Genomic DNA, 19,200 nt, shown 5'->3' on the forward strand with positions numbered 1-19,200 from the left:
CCGGAACCAGGTGCGCGGACCGTTGCCCAGGTGCTGCGGCGGACGGGGGCGGTCTTCGTCCGTGAAGTACAGTTCCTCCACATGAAGATCGCGCTACTGGACTCCGGTATCGGCCTGCTGCCCGCGGCCGCGGCGGTGCGCCGCGCGCGCCCCGATGCCGACCTCGTGCTCTCCTCCGACCCGGACGGACTGCCGTGGGGGCCCCGTGACGGCGCGGACATCGCCGCGCGTGCGCGGGACTGTGCCCGGGCCGCCGCCGAGCACCGTCCGACCGCGCTGATCGTCGCCTGCAACACGGCCTCGGTGCACGCGCTGCCCGCGCTCCGCGCCGATCTGGAACCCGGTCTGCCCGTCATCGGCACCGTCCCGGCCGTCAAGCCCGCGGCGGCGGACGCGGTCCGCACCGGAGGGCGGATCGCCATCTGGGCCACCCCGGCCACCACCGGCAGCCCCTACCAGCGACGGCTGATCGAGGAGTTCGGGAACGGCGCCGACATCACCGCAGTGCCCTGTCACGGACTCGCAGACGCCGTGGAGAGCGGCTCCGAGGTCCTGATCGCCGACGCCGTGCGAGCGGCCGCGGAGCGCACCCCCACGGACGTGGCGGCGGTCGTGCTCGGCTGCACCCACTACGAGCTGGTCGGCAGCCGGATCCAGGAGGCGCTGCGCGGCAACCGCGCCGAGGGCCCGGCGCTGTACGGCTCGGCCGCCGCCGTCTGCGCCCAGGCGCTGCGCCGCGCCGGTGTCCACCCGGAGCCGGAAGCGGCGCCCACCGGAGAGCTGACCGTGCTGCACAGCGGCCGGACGGCCGCCCTGCCGGACGCGGCCTTCAGCTACGCGGAGGGTCGGCTGCTGGCTGCCGGGAGCGCCGCCCCCGCCGCCCGGGCCTGACCGCTCCCGGGACGGCCGCGGACCGCTCCCGGGGCCGGTCGCCGCGGCAGCGCCGCCGGGGCGTCTCGGTACCGGGTCCGCGGTGCCCGGTACCCCGCGGACCGGGCCCGGTCCGGTTCCGCCCGCCTGACTCGGCCCCGCTCCGGCTGCCGGTGCGGGGTCTCGCGAGTACGCTGCCGACATGAGTGACCGTCCCCGTGACGGCGCCGCATCCGCCCAGGGCGGCGCCGGACCCCGCGGCGAAGCCGCCCGCGGCCCCGCCCCCGCGCCGCCGCGGCACGTCGTCCCGCCGCCGGGCGCGCAGGTGTGGACCGGGCGCGCCAGCAGCCGGCTGCAGTGGGGCCTGGCCGCCGTCGGCGTCGGATGCCTGGCGCTGGGCATCGATCTCGCGGTGGACATGACCTGGCCCGGTGGAGTGGTGCCGCGGATCATGTCCGTCGTCGGCTGCGTCGCCGTCGGCCTGCTCGTCCTCTTCGGCACCCTCGCCTTCGTGCACGTCGAGGTGAAGGTGGAGAACGACACGCTGGAGGTGCGGTGCGGCCACGCCGGTGTCCCGCGCCGCCGCATCCACCTGCGCGACGTCGTGCACGCCGAGCACGCTCCCCGGGTCACCCCGCGGCACTGGGGCGGCTGGGGCTACCGCTGGCGGCCCGAGAAAGGCACCGCCGTCGTCATCCGGCGGGGGGAGGGGCTGGTGCTGCGGCTGGGAGACGGCCGGCTGTTCACCGTCACGGTGGACGACGCGGAGGCGGCGGTCCACCACATCCGTGCCCGGCTGCACGCGCTGCGGGCGGCCTGATACCCGCGGGCCGCCCGCGGCCGCCTCGGGCGGCGCGCGGACCCGGCCCGGCATAGGGTCGGAGCATGGCGACTCCCGACTTCATCCGCGACCTGCGGTGCTCCGCCGGTCACCAGCTCCTCCACCTGCCCGGCGTCAGCGTCGTCGTCTTCGACGACCGGGGGCGGGTGCTGCTGGGGAGGCGCGCCGACACCGGCAGATGGTCGGTGATCGGCGGAATCCCGGAGCCCGGCGAGCAGCCGGCCGACTGCGCGGTGCGCGAGGTGCGGGAGGAGACCAACGTCCGGTGCGTGGCGGAGCGCCTGGTCGGGGTGTACGCGCGGGTCGAACCCATCACCTACCCCAACGGGGACATCTGCCAGTTCATGGACATCGTCTTCCGCTGCCGGGCCACCGCGGCGGCGGCGAGCGCCGTGCGGGTCAACGACGAGGAGTCGCTGGAGGTCGGCTGGTTCGGCCTCGACGAGCTGCCGCCGATGAAGGAGTACGCGCATTTCCGCATCAAGCAGGCATCCCAGGAGGGGCCTGCCTCGTTCACCGCATCCCCGGACGCGGCGGGCTGACGGGCGGCCGGCCGGCGGCCGCGGCCCGACTGCGGGCCGCACCCGGTCACCGGCGGGGCCCGGTGACCGGGCCCCGCCGGTGACCGCCGGGCTACCCGGCGGCCCGAATCCCGCGTACGGCGCCGTCCTTCAGCGCCAGTTCGCCCAGGACCCAGGCCAGTGCGCGGGCGTTGGTGTCCAGCGCGGTCCGGTCGATGGCCTCCAGCCGGTCGCACGGCTGGTGGTAGCAGGGGTCGAACATCTGCCCGGCCGTGCCGCCGAAGCGGGCCTGCTGCTCCGGGGTCTTCACCTGCAGGTTGCCCCCGTCCAGCCCGCCGACCGGGATGCCCGCCTCCTGGAACATCAGGTGGTCGGAGCCGATCGCGCCCGGGTCCTGCCGCTCGTAGGGCAGTCCGTGCCGCTCGAAGTACCCGGCGAACAGCCCGGCGATCCGGTGGCTGCCGCCGGTTCCCGGATCCCACACGAAGCGGCCGTAGTTGGACGGGGCGAGCAGCTCCGCGTTCAGGACGGCGGCGATCCTGCCACGCTCGGCGGGCGAGAGATGGTCGACGTAGTAGCCGGAGCCGATGTCCAGGAGTTCCTCGGCACCCCACCACATGAACCGCACCTTGTTGCGCACCCTGTCCTGGTGCGGTGCCAACTCCAGCGCCGTCTGCAGCACCGTGGCGGCGGTGGAGCCGTTGTCGTTGACGCCCGGCCCCTCCGGCACGCTGTCGAGGTGGCCGCCCATCACGACCACGTCGTCCGGGTCACCGCCTCTGGTCTCGGCGATCAGGTTCACCGTGGTGCGCCGGACGTCGCGGCCGCGCAGCGTCAGATGCACCCGGGCGCCCTCGTGGGTGGCGGCCCGCCGTGCCAGCCGTTCGCCGTCGGTCTGGGAGACCATCCCCATGGGGAGCACGTAGCTGCCCCGGGGCAGGCCCATCAGGCGGTAGTTGTTCCGCGGCGACGGGGTCGGATAGTACATCACCACCGCCCGCGCACCCACCTGTGCGGCCACCTGCTGCTGATGTCCGAACCCGCAGGCGTCGCGGGCCAGTACGACGACCGCCCCGCGCGCGGCCACACCGTCGTAGTCGGACGCCGCGCAGCCCGTCTTCCCGCGGGGCGGCGCCACCAGCGGTGCGTCGAGACCGGCCGCGGAGGTCGACGGAGTGAAGCGGGTCATCAGGACAGGCACCTTCCGGCCACCGCCGCTCCCCGTCCGTACCGACAGCCGCTCCTTGGCGATGTCGAAGTCGGTGTAGGGCACCCGCTGCCGCTCGACCTCGTACCCGGCGGCTGCGAGTCTGTCGGCCACGTACCGTACCGAGCGGGTGAATCCGGGCCGGTTGTAGCCCCGGTTGCCACCGCTGGCATCGGCGATTCCCTGGAAGGCCCGCAGATGGCGGACCACGTCCCGGCCCCGCACCCCGTCGGCCAACCGCTCGGGGGAGAGGGCGGCCCGGCCGGTGGCGGCGCTCCCGGCCGGTGCGGAGGAGGGCAGCGGGGCGGCACCGGCCTGCTGCGCCGACAGGCAGGCCAGCGACAGCGCCGCAGCCGCGGCGAGTCTCAGGGTGTGGCGGAGCGGGCGGTCGAGGACGGGCACGGGCTTTCCCTTCGCACGGTGGTCCGGGGTGTTCCGCGCAGCCGGGACACAGCTGCGGCTCGGGCGTTCAGCAGGCGGCAGCGGGCTCGCTCACCGCGACCGGCAGCGCGCGCAATCCGCGCAGCGTCGCGGTGGGTTCGTACTGTGCGGCGCCCTGGGCCCGGAAGCCGATCCCGGCCGTGTGCAGGGCCGAGAGCACCGCACGCAACTGCAGTGTGGCCAGCCCCGCGCCCAGACAGGCGTGCGCGCCCCGGCCGAAGGCCAGATGCGCTCCCCGGCGTCGGGTCAGGTCCACCGCGTCCGGATCGGCGAAGACCTCCGGATCCCGGTCGGCCGCGCCCAGCAGCAGCACGACGACCTCGCCCGGCCGGATCCGCCGGCCGCCCAGTTCGCTGTCGGCCACGCACACCCGCGCGTCGGCCTGGACCGGCCCGTCGAGCCGGAGCAGCTCGTCGACCAACGGATCCAGCGCGTTCCGCGCCATGGCGCGGCCGAGCAGCGCGGGGTCGTCCACCAGCCGGGCCAGCGCGTTGCCCAGCAGCCGGCTGACCGACTCGTACCCCGCGTGCAGCACGGCCCGCAGCGAGTTGGCCAGCACCGCCGTGGAGACCTCCGGGGCCTGTGCGCGGGCGGCGCGGGCGGCGCCGAGGAAGCCGTCCTCGCCGGCGGTCTCCAGCCACTCGCCCACCATCCGGCTCAACTCGGCCCTGGCCCGGGTGCCCGGTTCGGCACGCGCGGGCTCCAGTCCGGCGTCCATGCTGCGGACGATCGCGTTGGACATCTCCTCGAACCAGGGCCCGTCGGGCGGTGCGACCCCCAGGAAGTCGCACATCGTGTGCAGCGCGAGCGGGCGGGCGAATCCGCTGACCAGGTCGACGGAGCCGGCGCCGCGCAGCGCGTCCAGGCGCCCGGCGGCCAGCCGCGCGGCGGTGTCCGTCACCGCCGTGTGCGAGCGCACGTGCAGCGCGGAGACGAGCAGGTGGCGGACGGCGGAGTGCGCGGGAGGGTCCAGCGACTGCACGCTCAACTGGGCGTCGGGGACCGCCTCGCCCACCCTGCGGAAGTCGGAGCCGAAGGCGGCCGTGTCACCGAGCACCGTCCGGCACTCGGCGTGCCCGGTCAGCACCCAGGAGTCGAGCTGCGCGTGCCAGTACACCCTGCGGTGCTCGCGCAGCCGCCGGTAGGCCGCGTGCGGAGCGGCGATGACCTCGGGAGCCAGGGGGTCGTAGAGAGGATCCCGCCGTGTGTGCGCCGCCGCTCCGGTCATGGCCAGCCTTTCTCGGATCGGGTGGAGTGGTGGGAAAGGGGTCGGTACTGTTCGCGGCCACGCGTGAATACGCGTGGCCGCGACAACCGGGAACTCATCAGTGGATGTAACGCATGGCGTTCTCCCTTCTGTGTGGGTTCTCGTGGTCCGCCGTCACAGCGCGCCGACGGCGAGCTTTCGGGGGCGGCCGGTGCGAAATCCGGCCTTGTGAAGGGCGGTCGGGCGTTCACCCCGCCGGCGGATGCGGAAGGTTGCGCTCCTGCAAATCGAACGCCGGGGTCGGGGTGGTGTCATGGATGCGAAAGGAATACCCACGTCCCACCTTCCCTGTTGCCCTCTGGAGGGCCTGAAGTCGGCCGTGGTCACCTTCCGACAGCCGGTGCTCCCGGCGCAAGAGGGTGGCGGGTTGGGAACGCCCACTTTTCCACCGACGGAAAAGTGGGAGTCACATTCCGGGGCGGTATGCCAAGTTCCGCGGCCGGCGTGAGAATGCGGACGACCCGAGCGGGGCATCCGAAAAGACGGCGGACGGTGGGAGTGGCCCGGCCGTGCAGAATCCGGTGATTCAAACGACTTCGAAGGTGTAAACCAATGATGAAATCGTTGACCTGCTTCCCCGCGCGCCATCGCGCCGGTGTCCGGTACCGGAGCGCTCTCCGTTCCGGGTGCGCCCGGTGAGCGCCGCCACCGGGTTCGCGTTATTGGCGGCCATGACGGCGCTGGAGCGGGAGAACCCCGGCTCGCCGCTCCGGCTGGGGGCGATAGCCCGGCGCGCCGGACTCAGCGCCTCCCAGGCGAACAAGCTCCTCGCGCAGGCCGCGGAGCACGGTCTGGTGCACCGCACCGGCTACGGGCGCTACGCGCTGGCCGGGACGTCCGCCCGCGCGGTGGCCGACGGCGCCGCGCACCACGCCCGGACGGCGGTCGCGAGCCGGCAGGCCGCCGAGAGCCGGTGGCGGCACGCCGCGGCCACCGCTGCGGCGGCCTCCACCGGCCCGGACCGGCGCACCCAGCCACCCGGCCGCGGCCTCGACCGCGTTCCCCGGCCGGGGTCGGATCCCGGGAACGGACGGGACTTCCGGCGAAGAGCCGGTCCGGCCGCGCCCGGGGGCCGGGCCGCGCCCGGGGTCCTGCCCGGGCCGGTGCCACCGGCCGGACCGGTGGCACCGCCCGTCGCCACGTCCGGAACGGACGCCGGTACGGACTGCGGGCCGCCGCGCCCGCAGCTGACCGCTGCTCAGAGCTTGCGGTAGGTGTAGGCCTCCTCGGCAGCCGACGCCACCGCAGCCAGGTCGCCGCCGCCCGCGGCCGTCACGACGGCGGCGACCGCACCCTCCACCAGGGGCGCGTCCACCAACCGCGCCGGGTCCGGCAGCTCGTCGCCCTCGGCCAGCAGCGTCTTGACCGTCAGTACCGCGCTGCCCAGATCGACCAGGAGCGCGACACCCGCACCCTCGTCCATCCGGTGCGCGGCCTCGACGATCAGTTCCTCGCTGGTACCGAGCGCGCCGTCGGGCAGCCCGCCGGCACCGGCGACCCGGGCGTCCGGCACCCCCGCGAGCCCCGCGGCCAGCCGGGCCACCGAGTCGGCTACCTCCTTGCTGTGCGAGACCAGGACGATGCCCACCCGCTTGCTGCCGTCGGCCTCGGCCACGTCACTCACTCCCACCACTGTCGCTCTCCTGGGACCCTGCCGTCCCGCCTTCGCCACCGCCGGCCACCGCCAGTGCCGCCACCAGCAGCGCCGCCGAGGTCGCCCCCGGGTCCCGGTGTCCGATGCTGCGCTCACCCAGATAGCTGGCCCGGCCCTTGCGGGCCTGCAGCGGCACGGTCTCCTCCGCGCCCCGCTCGGCCGCGTCGCGCGCCGCGCCGAAGTCCTCGCCGCCGCCGTCCGCCAGCGCCTCGGCGGCCGGGTACAGCGCGTCGAGCATCGTCTTGTCACCCGCGGCGGCGCCGCCCAACTGCGCCACCGCCTCGATCCCGGTGCGCAGCGCGTCCGCCAGCTCCGCGCCGCTGACGCGCTCCGCGCTGCCGAGCGCCTTGCCCGTACGGCGCAGCAGCGTGCCGTACAGCGGGCCCGAGGCGCCGCCCACCGTGGAGACCAGCTTCCTGCCCGCCGTCATCAGCACGGCCCCCGGCGTCGCGGGGACGTCCTCGGCCAGCTCCCCGCGCACCGCCTCGAAGCCGCGTCGCATGTTGCCGCCGTGATCCGCGTCGCCGATCGCCGAGTCCAGCTCCGTCAGCCGGTCCGCCTCCCGGGCCACCGCGTCGGCGGTCGCCGTCATCCAGCGGGCGAAGAAGGCGGCGTCCAGCTCCCGGCCGCCCGTCCCGCCCTCGCCGGACCCGCCGGCCTCGTTCGTCACCTTGCCGCTCACTCCTGCTCCTTCACCGCTGTCCCGGTCGTGGTGCTGCCCGCTCCGGCAGGACCACCGCGTACGTCATCGCCGTGCGTGCCGCAGCGCTGCGCGGTCGTGAGGCCGTCCCGCCGCCCGCACGCCACCTTCGGGCGGGTCTCAGGCACCCCACCGCAGTCCGGCGGTCTGCACAGGGGCGTCCCACAGCCGCAGCAGCTCCTCGTCGGCCCGGCACAGCGTCACGGAGGCGCCCGCCATGTCCAGCGAGGTCACATAGTTGCCGACGAGGGTACGGGCGACCGGGATCCGCCGCTCGGCCAGGACCCGGTGCACCTCGCCGCAGAACCCGTAGAGCTCCAGCAGCGGCGTCGCTCCCATGCCGTTGACCAGCGCGAGCACCGGCTCCTCGGGCCGCAGGTCCTCCAGCAGCGCGTCGACGGCGAAGTCCGCGATCTCCCCGGAGGTCATCATCGGGCGCCGCTCCCGGCCCGGTTCCCCGTGGATGCCGATCCCCAGCTCCAGTTCGCCCGCGGGCAGCTCGAACATCGGACCGCCCTTGGAGGGGGTGCTGCACGGGCTGAGGGCCACCCCGAAGCTCCGCGAGGAGTCGGCCACCTGGCGTGCGACCGCCTCCACCCGCTCCAGCGGCGCTCCCTCGGCGGCGAGCGCACCCGCGATCTTCTCCACGAACAGCGTGGCACCCGTACCCCGGCGTCCGGCCGTGTGCGTGCTGTCGGTCACCGCCACGTCGTCCTCGACCAGCACCTTCCCGATGCGGACCCCTTCGTCCTCGGCCAGTTCGGCGGCCATGTCGAAGTTCAGCACGTCGCCGGTGTAGTTCTTGACGACGAACAGCACGCCCTCCCCGCTGTCCACGGCCGCCGCCGCGGCGACCATCTGGTCGGGGACGGGAGAGGTGAAGATCTCGCCCGGGCATGCGGCATCCAGCATCCCGGGCCCCACGAATCCGCCGTGCAGCGGTTCGTGCCCCGAACCGCCGCCGGAGACCAGTGCGACCTTCCCCGCCACGGGGGTGTCCCGCCGCACGACCACCCGCCGGTCCACATCCACGGCCAGCTCGGGGTGGGCGGCGGCCATCCCGCGCAGCGCGTCGGGAACCACGGACTCGGGAACGTTGATGAGCATCCTCATGTGTACCTCCACGCGAGCTTGGCAGCTATCGGTTGTGCGGGGCTTCGTCGCTGGTGACGGCGGGTTGTGGGGGAGCGGGGGCGGGCCTGTTCCCCGGCGCTTCGCGGAGCCGAGGGGCGCGGGTCTCCGGGGCCGGCGCCGAGTTGCTGACGAGGTCCGTGAGGGCGTATCAGTCGAACCTCTGATCGGTATCGTTCATCTCGGACAGTCTCTCGCGTTGATCGCGGGTCGTCACGTACCTGATGCGGTCGTGATGCCCGGGGTCCGTGATGCCTCTGGGCGGCCGGTGGATCGCCGAGGCGGGCCGGAAGCGACGGAGCGGCGATCCACCGAGCGCTCCAGGGGGCGCCCGCGGAGGCGAACCCGTATCGCGGCATCCGCCGCATCGAACCGGTACGTGCGGCAGGCCCCCTGCCCCTGCGCGGTGCTGCGGCCGTCCGCGCCCCGCGCCGGGCGTCAGGTGCGCGGCGTGCCGCCGTTCGAGGCCAGGCGGGTGAGCCATTCACGCAGCAGGCGCTGTTCGGCGTCGCTCAGCAGGCCGGTGTCGTCGGGCAGTGCGGCGCGCAGCGCGCGGGCTGCCGGGGCGGGGCCGGACTCCCCGGCCGGGACGGTCGGTTCGGCGCGGGTGACGGCGGCGACCATGGACTCGCGCAGGACTGTCAGCAGCGCCGGGCTGCGGCGCTCCGCAGGGGTGGAGTTCCAGGTGGTGACCGCGCCCTGACCGGTCGCCCGGATGATCTGGGCGGCGAGCTCCTCGTCGACCCGCAGCCATCCTCCGGCCGCCAGTCTGTGCACCCGCCCGCGGAGGATTTCCAGGCCCGCGTGATGGGCGGCGTCCGATCCCCGGCTGGTGGCCCTGTTCATCACCGCGAACAGTTCGGGTCGCGAGACGCCGAACTCCACCACCACGTCCCAGCTGCGGCGCAGCTCCTCCACCGGGTCCTCCGGCGCGGGGTCGAGCTGCGCGCGTTTGCTCTCCAGGAACTGCGTGTAGCCGTGTTCGGCGACCGCCTCCAGCAGCCCCTCCTTGTCGCCGAAGAGGCGGTAGATCGCCGGAGGCTGCATCCCGGCCGCGGTGGCGACCGCACGGGTGCTCACCGCTTCGGGCCCGCCGCTCTCCAGCAGTTCGACGGCCGCTTCGACGATGCGGCGGCGGGGGCCGGCGGAGGTGTCGTGACGCATGAATCGATGGTATCGAGAATTTGCTTCCGATGTTAGTTCCAGTGTTATCGTTTCAGTGATTCCATCGGAAACAACTGTTGGGGGACCCCCTCGTGATCATCGTGACCGGAGCCACCGGAAAGCTCGGCCGCCGCACCGTCGACCGCCTCCTGGAGCGCGTCCCCGCCGACCGTGTCGGCGTCAGCGTCCGCGACCCGCGCAAGGCCCATGACCTCGCCGAACGGGGCGTCCGCGTCCGGCAGGGCGACTTCGACGACCCTGCCTCGCTCGTGCACGCCTTCGAGGGGGCCGAGCAACTGCTCCTCGTCTCCCTCGACCGAGCGGGCGAGGAGTGCGTCACCGGCCACCGGGCCGCCATCGACGCCGCCGTGCAGGCCGGCGTCGGCCGCATCCTCTACACCAGCCAGATGGGCGCCGCCCACGACTCCCTCTTCCAGCCCTGCCGCGACCATGCCCGGACGGAGGACCTCCTGCGGGCCACCGGCCTGCCCTGGACCGCACTGCGCAACGGCTTCTACGCCGCCGGCGCCCTGCAGTTCCTCGAACCCTCCCGGCAGACCGGGGACATCGCCCTGCCCGCCGACGGGCCCGCCGCCTGGACCGGCCACGACGACCTCGCCGAGGCCACCGCGGAGATCCTCTCCGACGAGGGCCGCTTCGAGGGACCCACCCCGCCTCTCACCGGGCCTGCGGCCCTGGACTTCGCCGCCCTCGGCGAGATCGCGGCCCGGACCACCGGACAGGTCTTCACCCGGACCGCCGTCCCCGACAGCGCCTTCCGCGAGCAGTCACTGGCCCACGGTGTCCCCGCACCCGTCGCCGACCTGATGCTGAGCATCTTCGCGGCGGCGCGGAACGACGAGTTCAGCGCCCTCGACCCGACGCTGGCCGAACTGATCGGCCGGGAGCCCGCCTCCTTCCGCACCCAGCTGGAGCATGCCTGGAGCGCGTAGCTCCGAGGGGTATGTGCCGTGACGCGCACGTCCGCGGGACCCCACCCGGCACACCGCGCAACCGGAGCGGGGACGCGGACGGCGGGACCGGACGTGCGGTTCAGGCGGCGACCAGTGAGGCGTGTATCCGACTGACGGCACGCAGGACCTCGTCCCGGTTCTTCGCCCTCTTGATCCATGCCGGCAGACAGGCCACCAGGGTCATCCGCGGCCCGGTCTCGCAGCCGGGCGCCCGCTCTCGCAGCGACGCCTGCACGAACCGGCGGATCAGGTCGAGATGCTCCAGGTCGTACGCCCACAACCATCCGTGGCGGGTCTCCGCCTGGAGCCACAGCGGCAGACCGAAATAGGGATCCTTCACGGGCCGGGCCGTGCCGCGGGGGACGGCGAGGAGGCGGCCACTCCACTCCCGTGACAGTCCGCAGCCGCGGCAGACCAGCCGCCGCCGCCTGAACAGCATCCGCCCCCCGGAGTCGCCGTCCCCGGGTGCCGGAACGACACGGGCGGCCTTCGTGCAGCCGGGGCATCGCACGACGATCGAACCGATGAAGTCGTACTCGGTGCTGAGCGGGTCCCGGAACCGGTCGGAGAGCAAGTCCATGTGCCGAGTATGCGGTTGCCGCGCCGGCCGGGGCCTCCCGATTCGACGACGCCGTGCGGAGCGCGAGTGCGGGGAACACCGTCGCGTCTCGGAGGGTGGTGCCGTCGCGGGACATGGATCCGTCGGGGTGACGGCTGGAGAAAGGGCTGCCGGGGAAGAAGCGCGAAGCGGAACGCGGGAGAGCCGGGTCCTCCCTCGGTGACGACAGGACGCGGCGTCACGTCACCTCCCGCCGGGCCGGCTGTGATCCGCCGGTCGCGTCGGACGCCACGCGGGGATTCGGTGCGGGAGCTCCGCGTGGCGTCCGTGCGGAAGGCGGGTCGAAAGCCGCGCACGCGCGGGGCGTCGGAAAAGGGCGAGCCGGAGCGGCGCTTCGGACCGGGCGGGAAGGGGCATTTCCGTGCCCCGGTCCCGAGTTCGCTCGCGATCCTTGGGTCCGCGCATGACGTTCACGTCGCTCACGTCCGGTCTTCACGGTTTTGACCCGGTCGTGGAATCCCGGCTACGGTCGCCGGCGGAAAATTTAGCTGCCGATGAAGAGTGGAGCAGTCCTTCTCGTGTCACTTCCCGACCCGTCGGCGTCCTACCTGCTCAGTGGTGACATGCAACAGGCCATGACCGCCCCCGACTGGTTGCGCGACAACGTGGACACTCTCATCGGCGTGCCGTTGCGCATCCTGCTCATCGTCGTAGGCATGGCGATAGTCCGCATGGTGGCCAAGAAGGGCATCAAACATGTGGTGAAGCGCATCCTGGAGCCGTCCGAGGAACGGGAGGCCGGAGGGCGCATGTCCGGCCGGGGGCCGGCCGTGCTGCAGCGGGACCGGTCCCGGGCCCAGGAGCGGCGTGAGCAGCGGGCCAGGACGATCGGGTCGGTGCTGAGCAGCATCGTCACCGTCGTCGTCGGGGTCATGGGCGCGGCGATGGTGCTCGACCAGGTCGGCATCGCGCTCGGCCCGCTGCTGGCCAGTGCCGGTGTGGTGGGTCTGGCGATCGGTTTCGGCGCGCAGAGCCTGGTGGCCGACTACCTGTCCGGCATGCTGATCATGCTGGAGGACCAGTACGGAGTGGGCGACTCGGTGGACCTGGGCGAGGCCATCGGCGAGGTCGAGCACGTCGGCCTGCGGCTCACCCAGATCCGTGACCTCAACGGCGGTCTGTGGCACATCCGCAACGGCGAGATCCTGCGGGTCCGCAACGACAGCCAGGAATGGGCCCGCGCGGTCCTCGACGTCTCCGTGGCCTACGAGTCCAACCTCGACACGGTCTGCAGCGTCCTGGAGACCGCCGGTCGGGAGATGCGCGAGGACCCCCGATTCGAGGGCATGCTCCTGGAGGACCCCTCCGTCTGGGGTGTGCAGTCCCTGGACGCCGACGGTGTGCTGGTACGCATCGCCGTCAAGACGGCCCCGCTCAAGCAGTGGGGCGTCACCCGCGAGCTGCGCCGCCGGGTGAAGGAGGCGCTGGAGGCCGCCGGGGTCGACATCCCCTTCCCGCAGCGGACCGTGTGGGTGCGCGGCGACAACGACGGCGCCGCCGAGTCCGCTTCCGTGCCCGCTCCTCGCTGACCCCGCGGTCCGGTATCGGCGCCCGCACGCAGCCGGTACCGGGCCGCAGAAGCCTCGAGAGCGATTCCCGAACGCCCGAATGCGGGCAGGGCCGAAGCACGTCCGATGTGCCCCGCTCTGCCCGGCGGAAGAGTCCGTGTGTGGCTACCTGCCCCGCGGACAGCCGGTCCGGGAGGCGTCGGTGCGCCCGAATCCCGGGTATGGCTCCCGGCCGGACGCAATTGTTGTCGAACGGAATGCACGGAAGATATCCGACGCTGCCCGGGCCTTTCGGGGAATCCGGGCACGAATTCCGCGCGCCCGGGTCCTCGCGTCGGCCTGCCCGTTCGCCGCATCAGAAGAACTTCGGTGCTCTCCGGTCGGCTGCTGCGCCAGCGCGAGGAAGCGCCCCGACATCCGGGCGCCCGGTGTTCTCATGGAATCCGGCGAGGACATCGACTACCCGCCCGGCCCCGCGCTCCCCGCGCCGGGCGGGCCGCCCGGTGCGGGCTCCTCCCCGCCGTCGGGCGGCGGAGCGGGTGCGGCGCCGCGGCCGAGGCGGGCGGCGAATCCCCGCAGGGCGGTGCGGAGGTCCTCGGGCTCCTCGACGGTGAAGTCGGCGCCGAGGAAGGCGAGTCCGGGCAGCAGCCACTGCCAGGAGTCGAGGGCGAGTTCGGCCCGGGTGGCGCCCCCGGCGACCGTGCTGAGGACGACGTCCTGGCGGTGGAACGCGTCGGCCACCGCCGGTACCGGAGCGTCGACGGTCAGCACCACGCGCCGCCGGTGCCGGTTGATGCCCGCGCGGAGCTGGTCGATGCCCGTGCCGGCCGGCAGCGGCCGCGGAGAGAAGGCCCGGCCGGTCACCCGGAGTTCGGTGAGCCGGTCGAGGCGGAAGGTCCGCCAGTCCCGCTTGTCGACGTCCCACCCCAGCAGATACCAGCGCTGGTGCAGGTGGAGGTGACGGTGCGGCTCGACCAGGCGCGTGGAGGCCGCTCCGCCCGCCCCCGCATAGCGGAAGGCGACGGCGTGTTCCTGTGCGATCGCCTCGGCGATCCTGCTGACCGTCTCCGCGCTGGTGCTCGGCGCGGGAGTGGGCGCGGTCTCCAGGCTCGCGCGCAGCGCCGCCGCGCGGGGGCGCAGCCGCTTGGGCAGGTACTGGTCCACCTTCCCGTAGGCGCGCACCGCGGCCCGGTCGATGCTGCCCTCGCTCGCGCTGCCGGTCGAGCCGAGGGCCGCCAGGCCCAGCAGGGTGGCGACGGCCTCGTCGTCGTCGAGCAGCAGCGGAGGCATGGCCCGCCCGGCCGCGAGCCGGTAGTGGCCGCCCGGGCCAGGCCGGGTCTCGACCGGATACCCGTAGCCGCGGAGGCGGCCGATGTCGCGCCGCAGGGTGCGCGGCGGGACGTCCAGCCGCGCCGCCAGTTCCGCACCGCTGAAGCTCCGGCCCGACTGCAGGACCGCGAGCAGCGCGAGGACCCGGTGCATGACGTCGGCCACGGCGCCAGTCTCGCAGAATTCGCGGCCGGATTCCGGCCGCATCCTGTCCTAGGGTCCCGCTCATGACGCAGCACGCCATCCGGATCCGGGGAGCCCGTACCCACAACCTGCAAGACCTCGACATCGACGTGCCCCGCGGGCAGCTCGTGGTCTTCGCGGGGGTGTCGGGCTCGGGCAAGTCGTCCCTGGTGTTCGACACGCTCGCGGCCGAGGCCGGACACCAGCTCAACGAGACCTATCCGCCCTACACCCGCAGCCGCCTGCCGAAGTGGCACCGTCCCGAGGTCGCGCACATCGAGGGGCTGTCGCCCGTCGTGGTGATCGACCAGCGGCGGCTGGGCGGGAACGCCCGCTCCACGGTCGGCACGGTCACCGACATCTGGACCTTTCTGCGCCTGCTGTTCTCCCGGACGAGCACCCCGCACGTCGGCGAGTCCTCCGCCTTCTCCTTCAACGACCCGGCCGGGATGTGCCCCACCTGCTCCGGCCTGGGGAACGTCGTGTCCGGCGCCGTCGACCGGTTCGTGGATCCGGACCGGTCGCTGCGCGAGGGCGCCGTGCTGCTGCCCGGATTCGCCCCCGGCGGATACTGGTACTCCCACTTCGCCGACATCGGGGTGTTCCCCCTCGGCACGCCGCTGCGCCACTGGGACCAGGAGGCGCGGGACGCGCTGCTGTACGGCACGGCGGCCGCGGGCCCGTCCGCCGACCGGCTGCCCGAGGGCTACGAGGGCGTGGTGCAGCGCTTCGAGCGGATCCATCTGCGCGGCTCCGAGGAGATGTCCGAGCGCAAGAGGCAGACGATCACCCGGTTCACCCGCTCCGAGGTGTGCCCGGACTGCCGCGGCGACCGGCTGTGCGAGGCGAGCCGGTCGGCCACGGTGCTGGGCCGCACCATCGGCGAGCTGGCCCGGATGGAGGTCGCCGAACTCGTCGGGCTGGTGGGGGAGGTGACCGAGGTGCGGGTGGCACCGGTCGTCTCCGCCCTCACCGATCGGCTCCAGGCGATGGTCTCCGTCGGGCTCGGCTATCTGCACCTCGGCCGCGGCACCGCGACGCTCTCCGGGGGCGAGGCACAGCGGATCAAGGCCCTCAGGCACCTGGGCAGCAGCCTCACCGAGATGATCTACGTCTTCGACGAGCCCACCGTCGGACTGCACCCCCACGACGTCTCCGCCATGACCGGGCTGCTCCGGCGGCTGCGGGACAAGGGCAACTGCGTCCTGGTCGTCGAGCACGACCCCGCGGTCCTGGCCGTCGCCGACCAGGTCGTCGAGATCGGCCCGGGCGCGGGGGAGCGCGGCGGGACGCTCGTCCACCAGGGCGGCTTCCAGGCGCTGCGCCGGGCCGGCACCGCGACGGCGGCCGCACTGGCGCGGCGCCGGCCGGTCAAGGACGCGCCGCGGATGCCGCGCGGTCACCTCACCGTGGCCGGCGCCGCGCGCAACAACCTCCGCAACGTGACCGCGGACATCCCCACCGGTGTGCTGACCGTGCTCACCGGCGTGGCGGGTTCGGGGAAGACCAGCTTCGCGGACGAACTTGTCGCCCAGCACGACGCCGTGGTGATCGACCAGCGGCCGGTCGTCGGCAACCGGCGCTCCACGCCCCTCACCTACACCGGGGTCGCCGACGCCGTCCGCAGGCTCTTCGCCCGCCGCAACCGCGTCGACGCAGCGCTGTTCAGCTCCAATTCCCGGGGCGGCTGCCCCGGCTGCAACGGTCTGGGGACCGTCTCCAGCGACCTCGCATTCCTGGAGGACCAGCAGACGGTCTGCGAGACCTGCGAGGGGCGTCGGTTCACGCCCGAGGCGCTGGTGTACACGGTCGGCGGGCTGACCATCGCCGACATCGGTGACCTCACCGTCCACGAGGCCGCCGAACGTCTCCCGGACCGCGCGATCGTCCGCGCCCTGCGCCACCTCGACGACGTCGGTCTGGGATATCTGCGGCTCGGCCAGCCGCTGACCACCCTCTCGGGCGGCGAGTGCCAGCGGGTGAAGATCGCCAAGGAGCTCCGGGAGGCCGCCGGTCCGGCCCTCTACGTCCTCGACGAGCCCACCACCGGACTGCACCTGCAGGACATCGACACCTTGCTGGCCCTCCTCGACGGCCTGGTGGACCAGGGGCACACCGTCGTACTGATCGAGCACAACCTCGATGTCGTCCGGCGCGCCGACTGGCTGATCGACCTCGGTCCCGGCCCCGGGCGGCACGGCGGGCAACTCCTCTACCAGGGGCCGGTGGCCGGAATCACCGGCACCGCCACCGCCGAGGCGCTGCGCGAGGACGGCCGCGCCGTGCCCTCGTCCGGGGGAACCGGTCCGGCGGCCGGCTGACGGGCGCGCGGGGGTGCCGCCCGCGCGCCTCCGCTCAGCCGCCGACGTAGTCCGCCAGGTGCTCACCGGTGAGCGTGGAGCGCCCGGCGACCAAGTCGGCCGGCGTGCCCTCGAAGACGATCCGGCCGCCGTCGTGGCCGGCTCCCGGACCCAGGTCGATGATCCAGTCGGCGTGCGCCATCACCGCCTGGTGGTGCTCGACGACGACGACCGACGTGCCGGAGTCCACCAGCCGGTCGAGCAGGCCCAGCAACTGCTCGACATCGGCGGGGTGCAGCCCGGCGGTCGGCTCGTCCAGGACGTAGACGCCGTCCTTGCCGGCCATCCGGGTCGCCAGTTTCAGCCGCTGCAGCTCGCCGCCCGACAGTGTGGTCAGCGGCTGGCCCAGCCGGAGGTAGCCGAGCCCGACATCGGCGAGGCGCGCCAGGACGCGGTGCGCGGCCGGGGTACGGGCCTCCCCGGCCGCGAAGAACTCCGCGGCCTCGGCCACCGGCATCGCCAGCACCTCGCTGATGTCGCGGCCGCCGAGCCGGTACTCCAGCACTTCCGGCTGGAACCGCTTCCCGTCGCACTCCTCGCAGGTCGTGGCGGTGCCGGCCATCATCGCCAGGTCGGTGTAGACGACCCCGGTCCCCTTGCAGTCCGGGCAGGCGCCCGCGGAGTTGGCGCTGAAGAGGGCCGGTTTGACGCCGTTGGCCTTGGCGAACGCCTTGCGGACCGGGTCCAGCAGCCCGCTGAAGGTCGCCGGGTTGCTCCGCCGCGACCCGCGGACGGCGCCCTGGTCGATGGCGACCACATCCGTTCCGGCTGCGGCGGCCTGCCGGGGCAGTGCGCCATGGACGAGCGAGCTCTTGCCGGAACCGGCGACGCCGGTGACCACGGTCAGCACCCCGAGCGGGATGTCGACGTCGACGTCCCGCAGGTTGTGCGTCCCGGCGCCGCGGATCTCCAGCGCGCCGGCCGGGCGGCGCGGGGTCTCCTTGAGCCGTGCGCGGTCGTCGAGATGGCGCCCGGTGAGCGTGCCGCCCGCGCGCAGCCCCTCGACGGTGCCCTCGAAGCAGACGGTGCCTCCGGCGGTGCCGGCTCCGGGGCCGAGGTCGACGACGTGGTCGGCGATCTCGATCGTCTGCGGTTCGTGCTCCACGACGAGCACGGTGTTGCCCTTGTCCCGCAGCCGCAGCAGCAGGTCGTTCATCCGCCCGATGTCATGAGGGTGCAGGCCGGCGGTGGGTTCGTCGAAGATGTAGGTGGCGTCGGTGAGCGAGGAGCCCAGTTGGCGCACCATCTTGACGCGCTGTGCCTCACCGCCCGAGAGGGTGCCCGAGGGCCGGTCGAGCGAGAGGTAGCCGAGGCCGATCTCGACGAACGAGTCGAGCGTCCTGCCCAGCGTGCCCACCAGCGGGGCCACCGACGGTTCGGTCACCCCGCGGACCCAGGCGGCCAGGTCGCTGATCTGCATCGCGCAGGCGTCGGCGATGCTGATCGCGCCGATCCGCGAGGAGCGGGCCGCCTCGGACAGCCGGGTGCCGTCGCACTCCGGGCAGGTGGTGAAGGTGACCGCGCGGTCCACGAACTCCCGGATGTGCGGCTGCAGGGCCTCCTTGTCCTTGGCCAGGAAGGATTTCCGGATCTTGGGGATCAGCCCCTCGTAGGTGAGGTTCACCCCCTCGACCTTCACCTTGGTCGGCTCCCGGTGGAGGAAGTCCCGCATCTCCTGCTCGGTGTAGTCGCGGATCGGCTTGTCCGGGTCGAGGAAGCCCGACTCGGCGTAGACCCGCACGGTCCAGAAGCTGTCCGACTTCCAGCCGGGGATGGTGAACGCGCCCTCGGCCAGGGACTTGGAGTCGTCGTAGAGCTGGGTGAGGTCGATGTCGGAGACCGCGCCGCGCCCCTCGCAGCGGGTGCACATGCCGCCGGTGCGGGAGAAGGTCTGCTTGACCGTCTTGTTCCTGCCGGGGCCGCGCTCGACGGTGAGCGCGCCGCTGGCCCGGACCGAGGGGACGTTGAAGGCGAACGCGTTGGGGGAGCCGATGTGCGGCTGCCCGAGCCTGCTGAAGAGGATGCGCAGCATCGCGTTGGCGTCGGTGGCGGTGCCGACCGTGGAGCGGGGGTCGGCGCCCATCCGCTGCTGGTCGACGATGATGGCGGTGGTCAGCCCGTCGAGGACGTCCACCTCGGGCCGCGCCTGGTTCGGCATGAAGCCCTGTACGAAGGCGCTGTAGGTTTCGTTGATCAGCCGCTGCGACTCCGCCGCGATGGTGTGGAACACCAGTGAGCTCTTGCCGGAGCCGGAGACGCCGGTGAACACCGTCAGCCGCCGCTTCGGCAGCTCGATGCTGACGTCCCTGAGGTTGTTCTCGCGCGCCCCGTGCACGCGGATCAGGTCGTGGCTGTCGGCGGCGTGCCGGGCGGGCGACTGCCCGTCCGCTTCACCGGTCCTGTTCATCCTGTCTCCCGTTCTTCACGCGGT

General features: G+C 73.4%; 16 protein-coding genes. 7 read left to right on the top strand and 9 right to left on the bottom strand.

Going from position 1 to position 19,200, the window contains the following annotated elements; translation table 11 throughout:
- The first annotated feature begins 81 nt into the window (after positions 1–81).
- The 3 genes from ACFYMO_RS04725 (at position 82) to ACFYMO_RS04735 (ending at position 2,253) form a co-directional block, all read left to right on the top strand.
- The gene (locus ACFYMO_RS04725; protein WP_366770095.1) at positions 82–891 is read left to right on the top strand and encodes an aspartate/glutamate racemase family protein; all 810 of its coding nucleotides are present in this window, start codon (positions 82–84) and stop codon (positions 889–891) included.
- A 181-nt stretch (positions 892–1,072) separates the two neighbouring features.
- Positions 1,073–1,690 (top strand): hypothetical protein, encoded by a 618-nt coding sequence (locus ACFYMO_RS04730; protein WP_019357246.1) that lies wholly within the window; start codon positions 1,073–1,075, stop codon positions 1,688–1,690.
- A gap of 65 nt (positions 1,691–1,755) precedes the next feature.
- A complete protein-coding gene (locus tag ACFYMO_RS04735) occupies positions 1,756–2,253 on the top strand; it encodes an NUDIX domain-containing protein (RefSeq protein ID WP_366770094.1) in 498 nt (165 codons plus the stop codon).
- Between the two features lie 91 nt (positions 2,254–2,344).
- Here ACFYMO_RS04735 and ACFYMO_RS04740 read toward each other — a convergent pair whose 3' ends face one another.
- Both ACFYMO_RS04740 and ACFYMO_RS04745 read right to left on the bottom strand, forming a co-directional pair.
- Positions 2,345–3,841, bottom strand: a complete 1,497-nt coding sequence (locus ACFYMO_RS04740) for a M28 family peptidase (protein ID WP_388544228.1) — start codon at positions 3,839–3,841, stop codon at positions 2,345–2,347.
- 67 nt (positions 3,842–3,908) lie between these two features.
- Positions 3,909–5,108: a cytochrome P450 gene (locus ACFYMO_RS04745; RefSeq protein WP_366770092.1), complete on the bottom strand. Its 1,200-nt coding sequence runs from the start codon at positions 5,106–5,108 to the stop codon at positions 3,909–3,911.
- A gap of 674 nt (positions 5,109–5,782) precedes the next feature.
- Here ACFYMO_RS04745 and ACFYMO_RS04750 point away from each other — a divergent pair.
- Entirely contained in the window at positions 5,783–6,361 is a 579-nt protein-coding gene (locus ACFYMO_RS04750; RefSeq protein WP_366770091.1) for a helix-turn-helix domain-containing protein, read from the top strand.
- Here ACFYMO_RS04750 and dhaM read toward each other — a convergent pair.
- The 4 genes from dhaM to ACFYMO_RS04770 form a co-directional block, all read right to left on the bottom strand.
- Complete coding sequence (gene dhaM, locus ACFYMO_RS04755) at positions 6,346–6,780, bottom strand: dihydroxyacetone kinase phosphoryl donor subunit DhaM (RefSeq protein WP_366770090.1); 435 nt, start codon at positions 6,778–6,780, stop codon at positions 6,346–6,348. The genes ACFYMO_RS04750 and dhaM overlap by 16 nt on opposite strands.
- Positions 6,764–7,393, bottom strand: a complete 630-nt coding sequence (gene dhaL / locus ACFYMO_RS04760; protein WP_366770157.1) for a dihydroxyacetone kinase subunit DhaL — start codon at positions 7,391–7,393, stop codon at positions 6,764–6,766. Before dhaL ends, dhaM begins: the two co-directional genes overlap by 17 nt.
- 228 nt (positions 7,394–7,621) lie before the next feature.
- On the bottom strand, positions 7,622–8,614 hold the full coding sequence (gene dhaK, locus ACFYMO_RS04765) for a dihydroxyacetone kinase subunit DhaK (protein ID WP_366770089.1): 993 nt from the start codon (positions 8,612–8,614) through the stop codon (positions 7,622–7,624).
- A gap of 456 nt (positions 8,615–9,070) precedes the next feature.
- A complete protein-coding gene (locus ACFYMO_RS04770; protein ID WP_366770087.1) occupies positions 9,071–9,796 on the bottom strand; it encodes a TetR/AcrR family transcriptional regulator in 726 nt (241 codons plus the stop codon).
- A 92-nt stretch (positions 9,797–9,888) separates the two neighbouring features.
- Between ACFYMO_RS04770 and ACFYMO_RS04775 the strand changes: the two genes are divergently transcribed.
- The gene (locus ACFYMO_RS04775; RefSeq protein ID WP_388544234.1) at positions 9,889–10,749 is read left to right on the top strand and encodes an SDR family oxidoreductase; all 861 of its coding nucleotides are present in this window, start codon (positions 9,889–9,891) and stop codon (positions 10,747–10,749) included.
- 100 nt (positions 10,750–10,849) lie between these two features.
- Here ACFYMO_RS04775 and ACFYMO_RS04780 read toward each other — a convergent pair whose 3' ends face one another.
- Positions 10,850–11,350, bottom strand: a complete 501-nt coding sequence (locus tag ACFYMO_RS04780; protein WP_388544237.1) for a hypothetical protein — start codon at positions 11,348–11,350, stop codon at positions 10,850–10,852.
- Positions 11,351–11,907: 557 nt separating this feature from the next.
- Here ACFYMO_RS04780 and ACFYMO_RS04785 point away from each other — a divergent pair.
- Positions 11,908–12,918, top strand: coding sequence for a mechanosensitive ion channel family protein (locus tag ACFYMO_RS04785; RefSeq protein ID WP_388544240.1), 1,011 nt, complete (start codon positions 11,908–11,910; stop codon positions 12,916–12,918).
- Between the two features lie 438 nt (positions 12,919–13,356).
- Here ACFYMO_RS04785 and ACFYMO_RS04790 read toward each other — a convergent pair whose 3' ends face one another.
- Entirely contained in the window at positions 13,357–14,391 is a 1,035-nt protein-coding gene (locus ACFYMO_RS04790) for a YafY family protein (RefSeq protein WP_366770083.1), read from the bottom strand.
- 62 nt (positions 14,392–14,453) lie between these two features.
- Here ACFYMO_RS04790 and ACFYMO_RS04795 point away from each other — a divergent pair, with 62 nt between their 5' ends.
- Positions 14,454–16,730 carry an ATP-binding cassette domain-containing protein gene (locus tag ACFYMO_RS04795; RefSeq protein WP_388544244.1) on the top strand — a complete coding sequence of 759 codons (2,277 nt, stop codon included), beginning with the start codon at positions 14,454–14,456 and terminating at the stop codon, positions 16,728–16,730.
- 34 nt (positions 16,731–16,764) lie between these two features.
- Here ACFYMO_RS04795 and ACFYMO_RS04800 read toward each other — a convergent pair whose 3' ends face one another.
- On the bottom strand, positions 16,765–19,176 hold the full coding sequence (locus ACFYMO_RS04800; RefSeq protein ID WP_366770081.1) for an excinuclease ABC subunit UvrA: 2,412 nt from the start codon (positions 19,174–19,176) through the stop codon (positions 16,765–16,767).
- Positions 19,177–19,200 lie beyond the last annotated feature (24 nt).

The sequence above is a fragment of the Streptomyces sp. NPDC007025 genome, from assembly GCF_042869455.1.
In the GTDB taxonomy this organism is placed as follows: Bacteria; Actinomycetota; Actinomycetes; order Streptomycetales; family Streptomycetaceae; genus Streptomyces.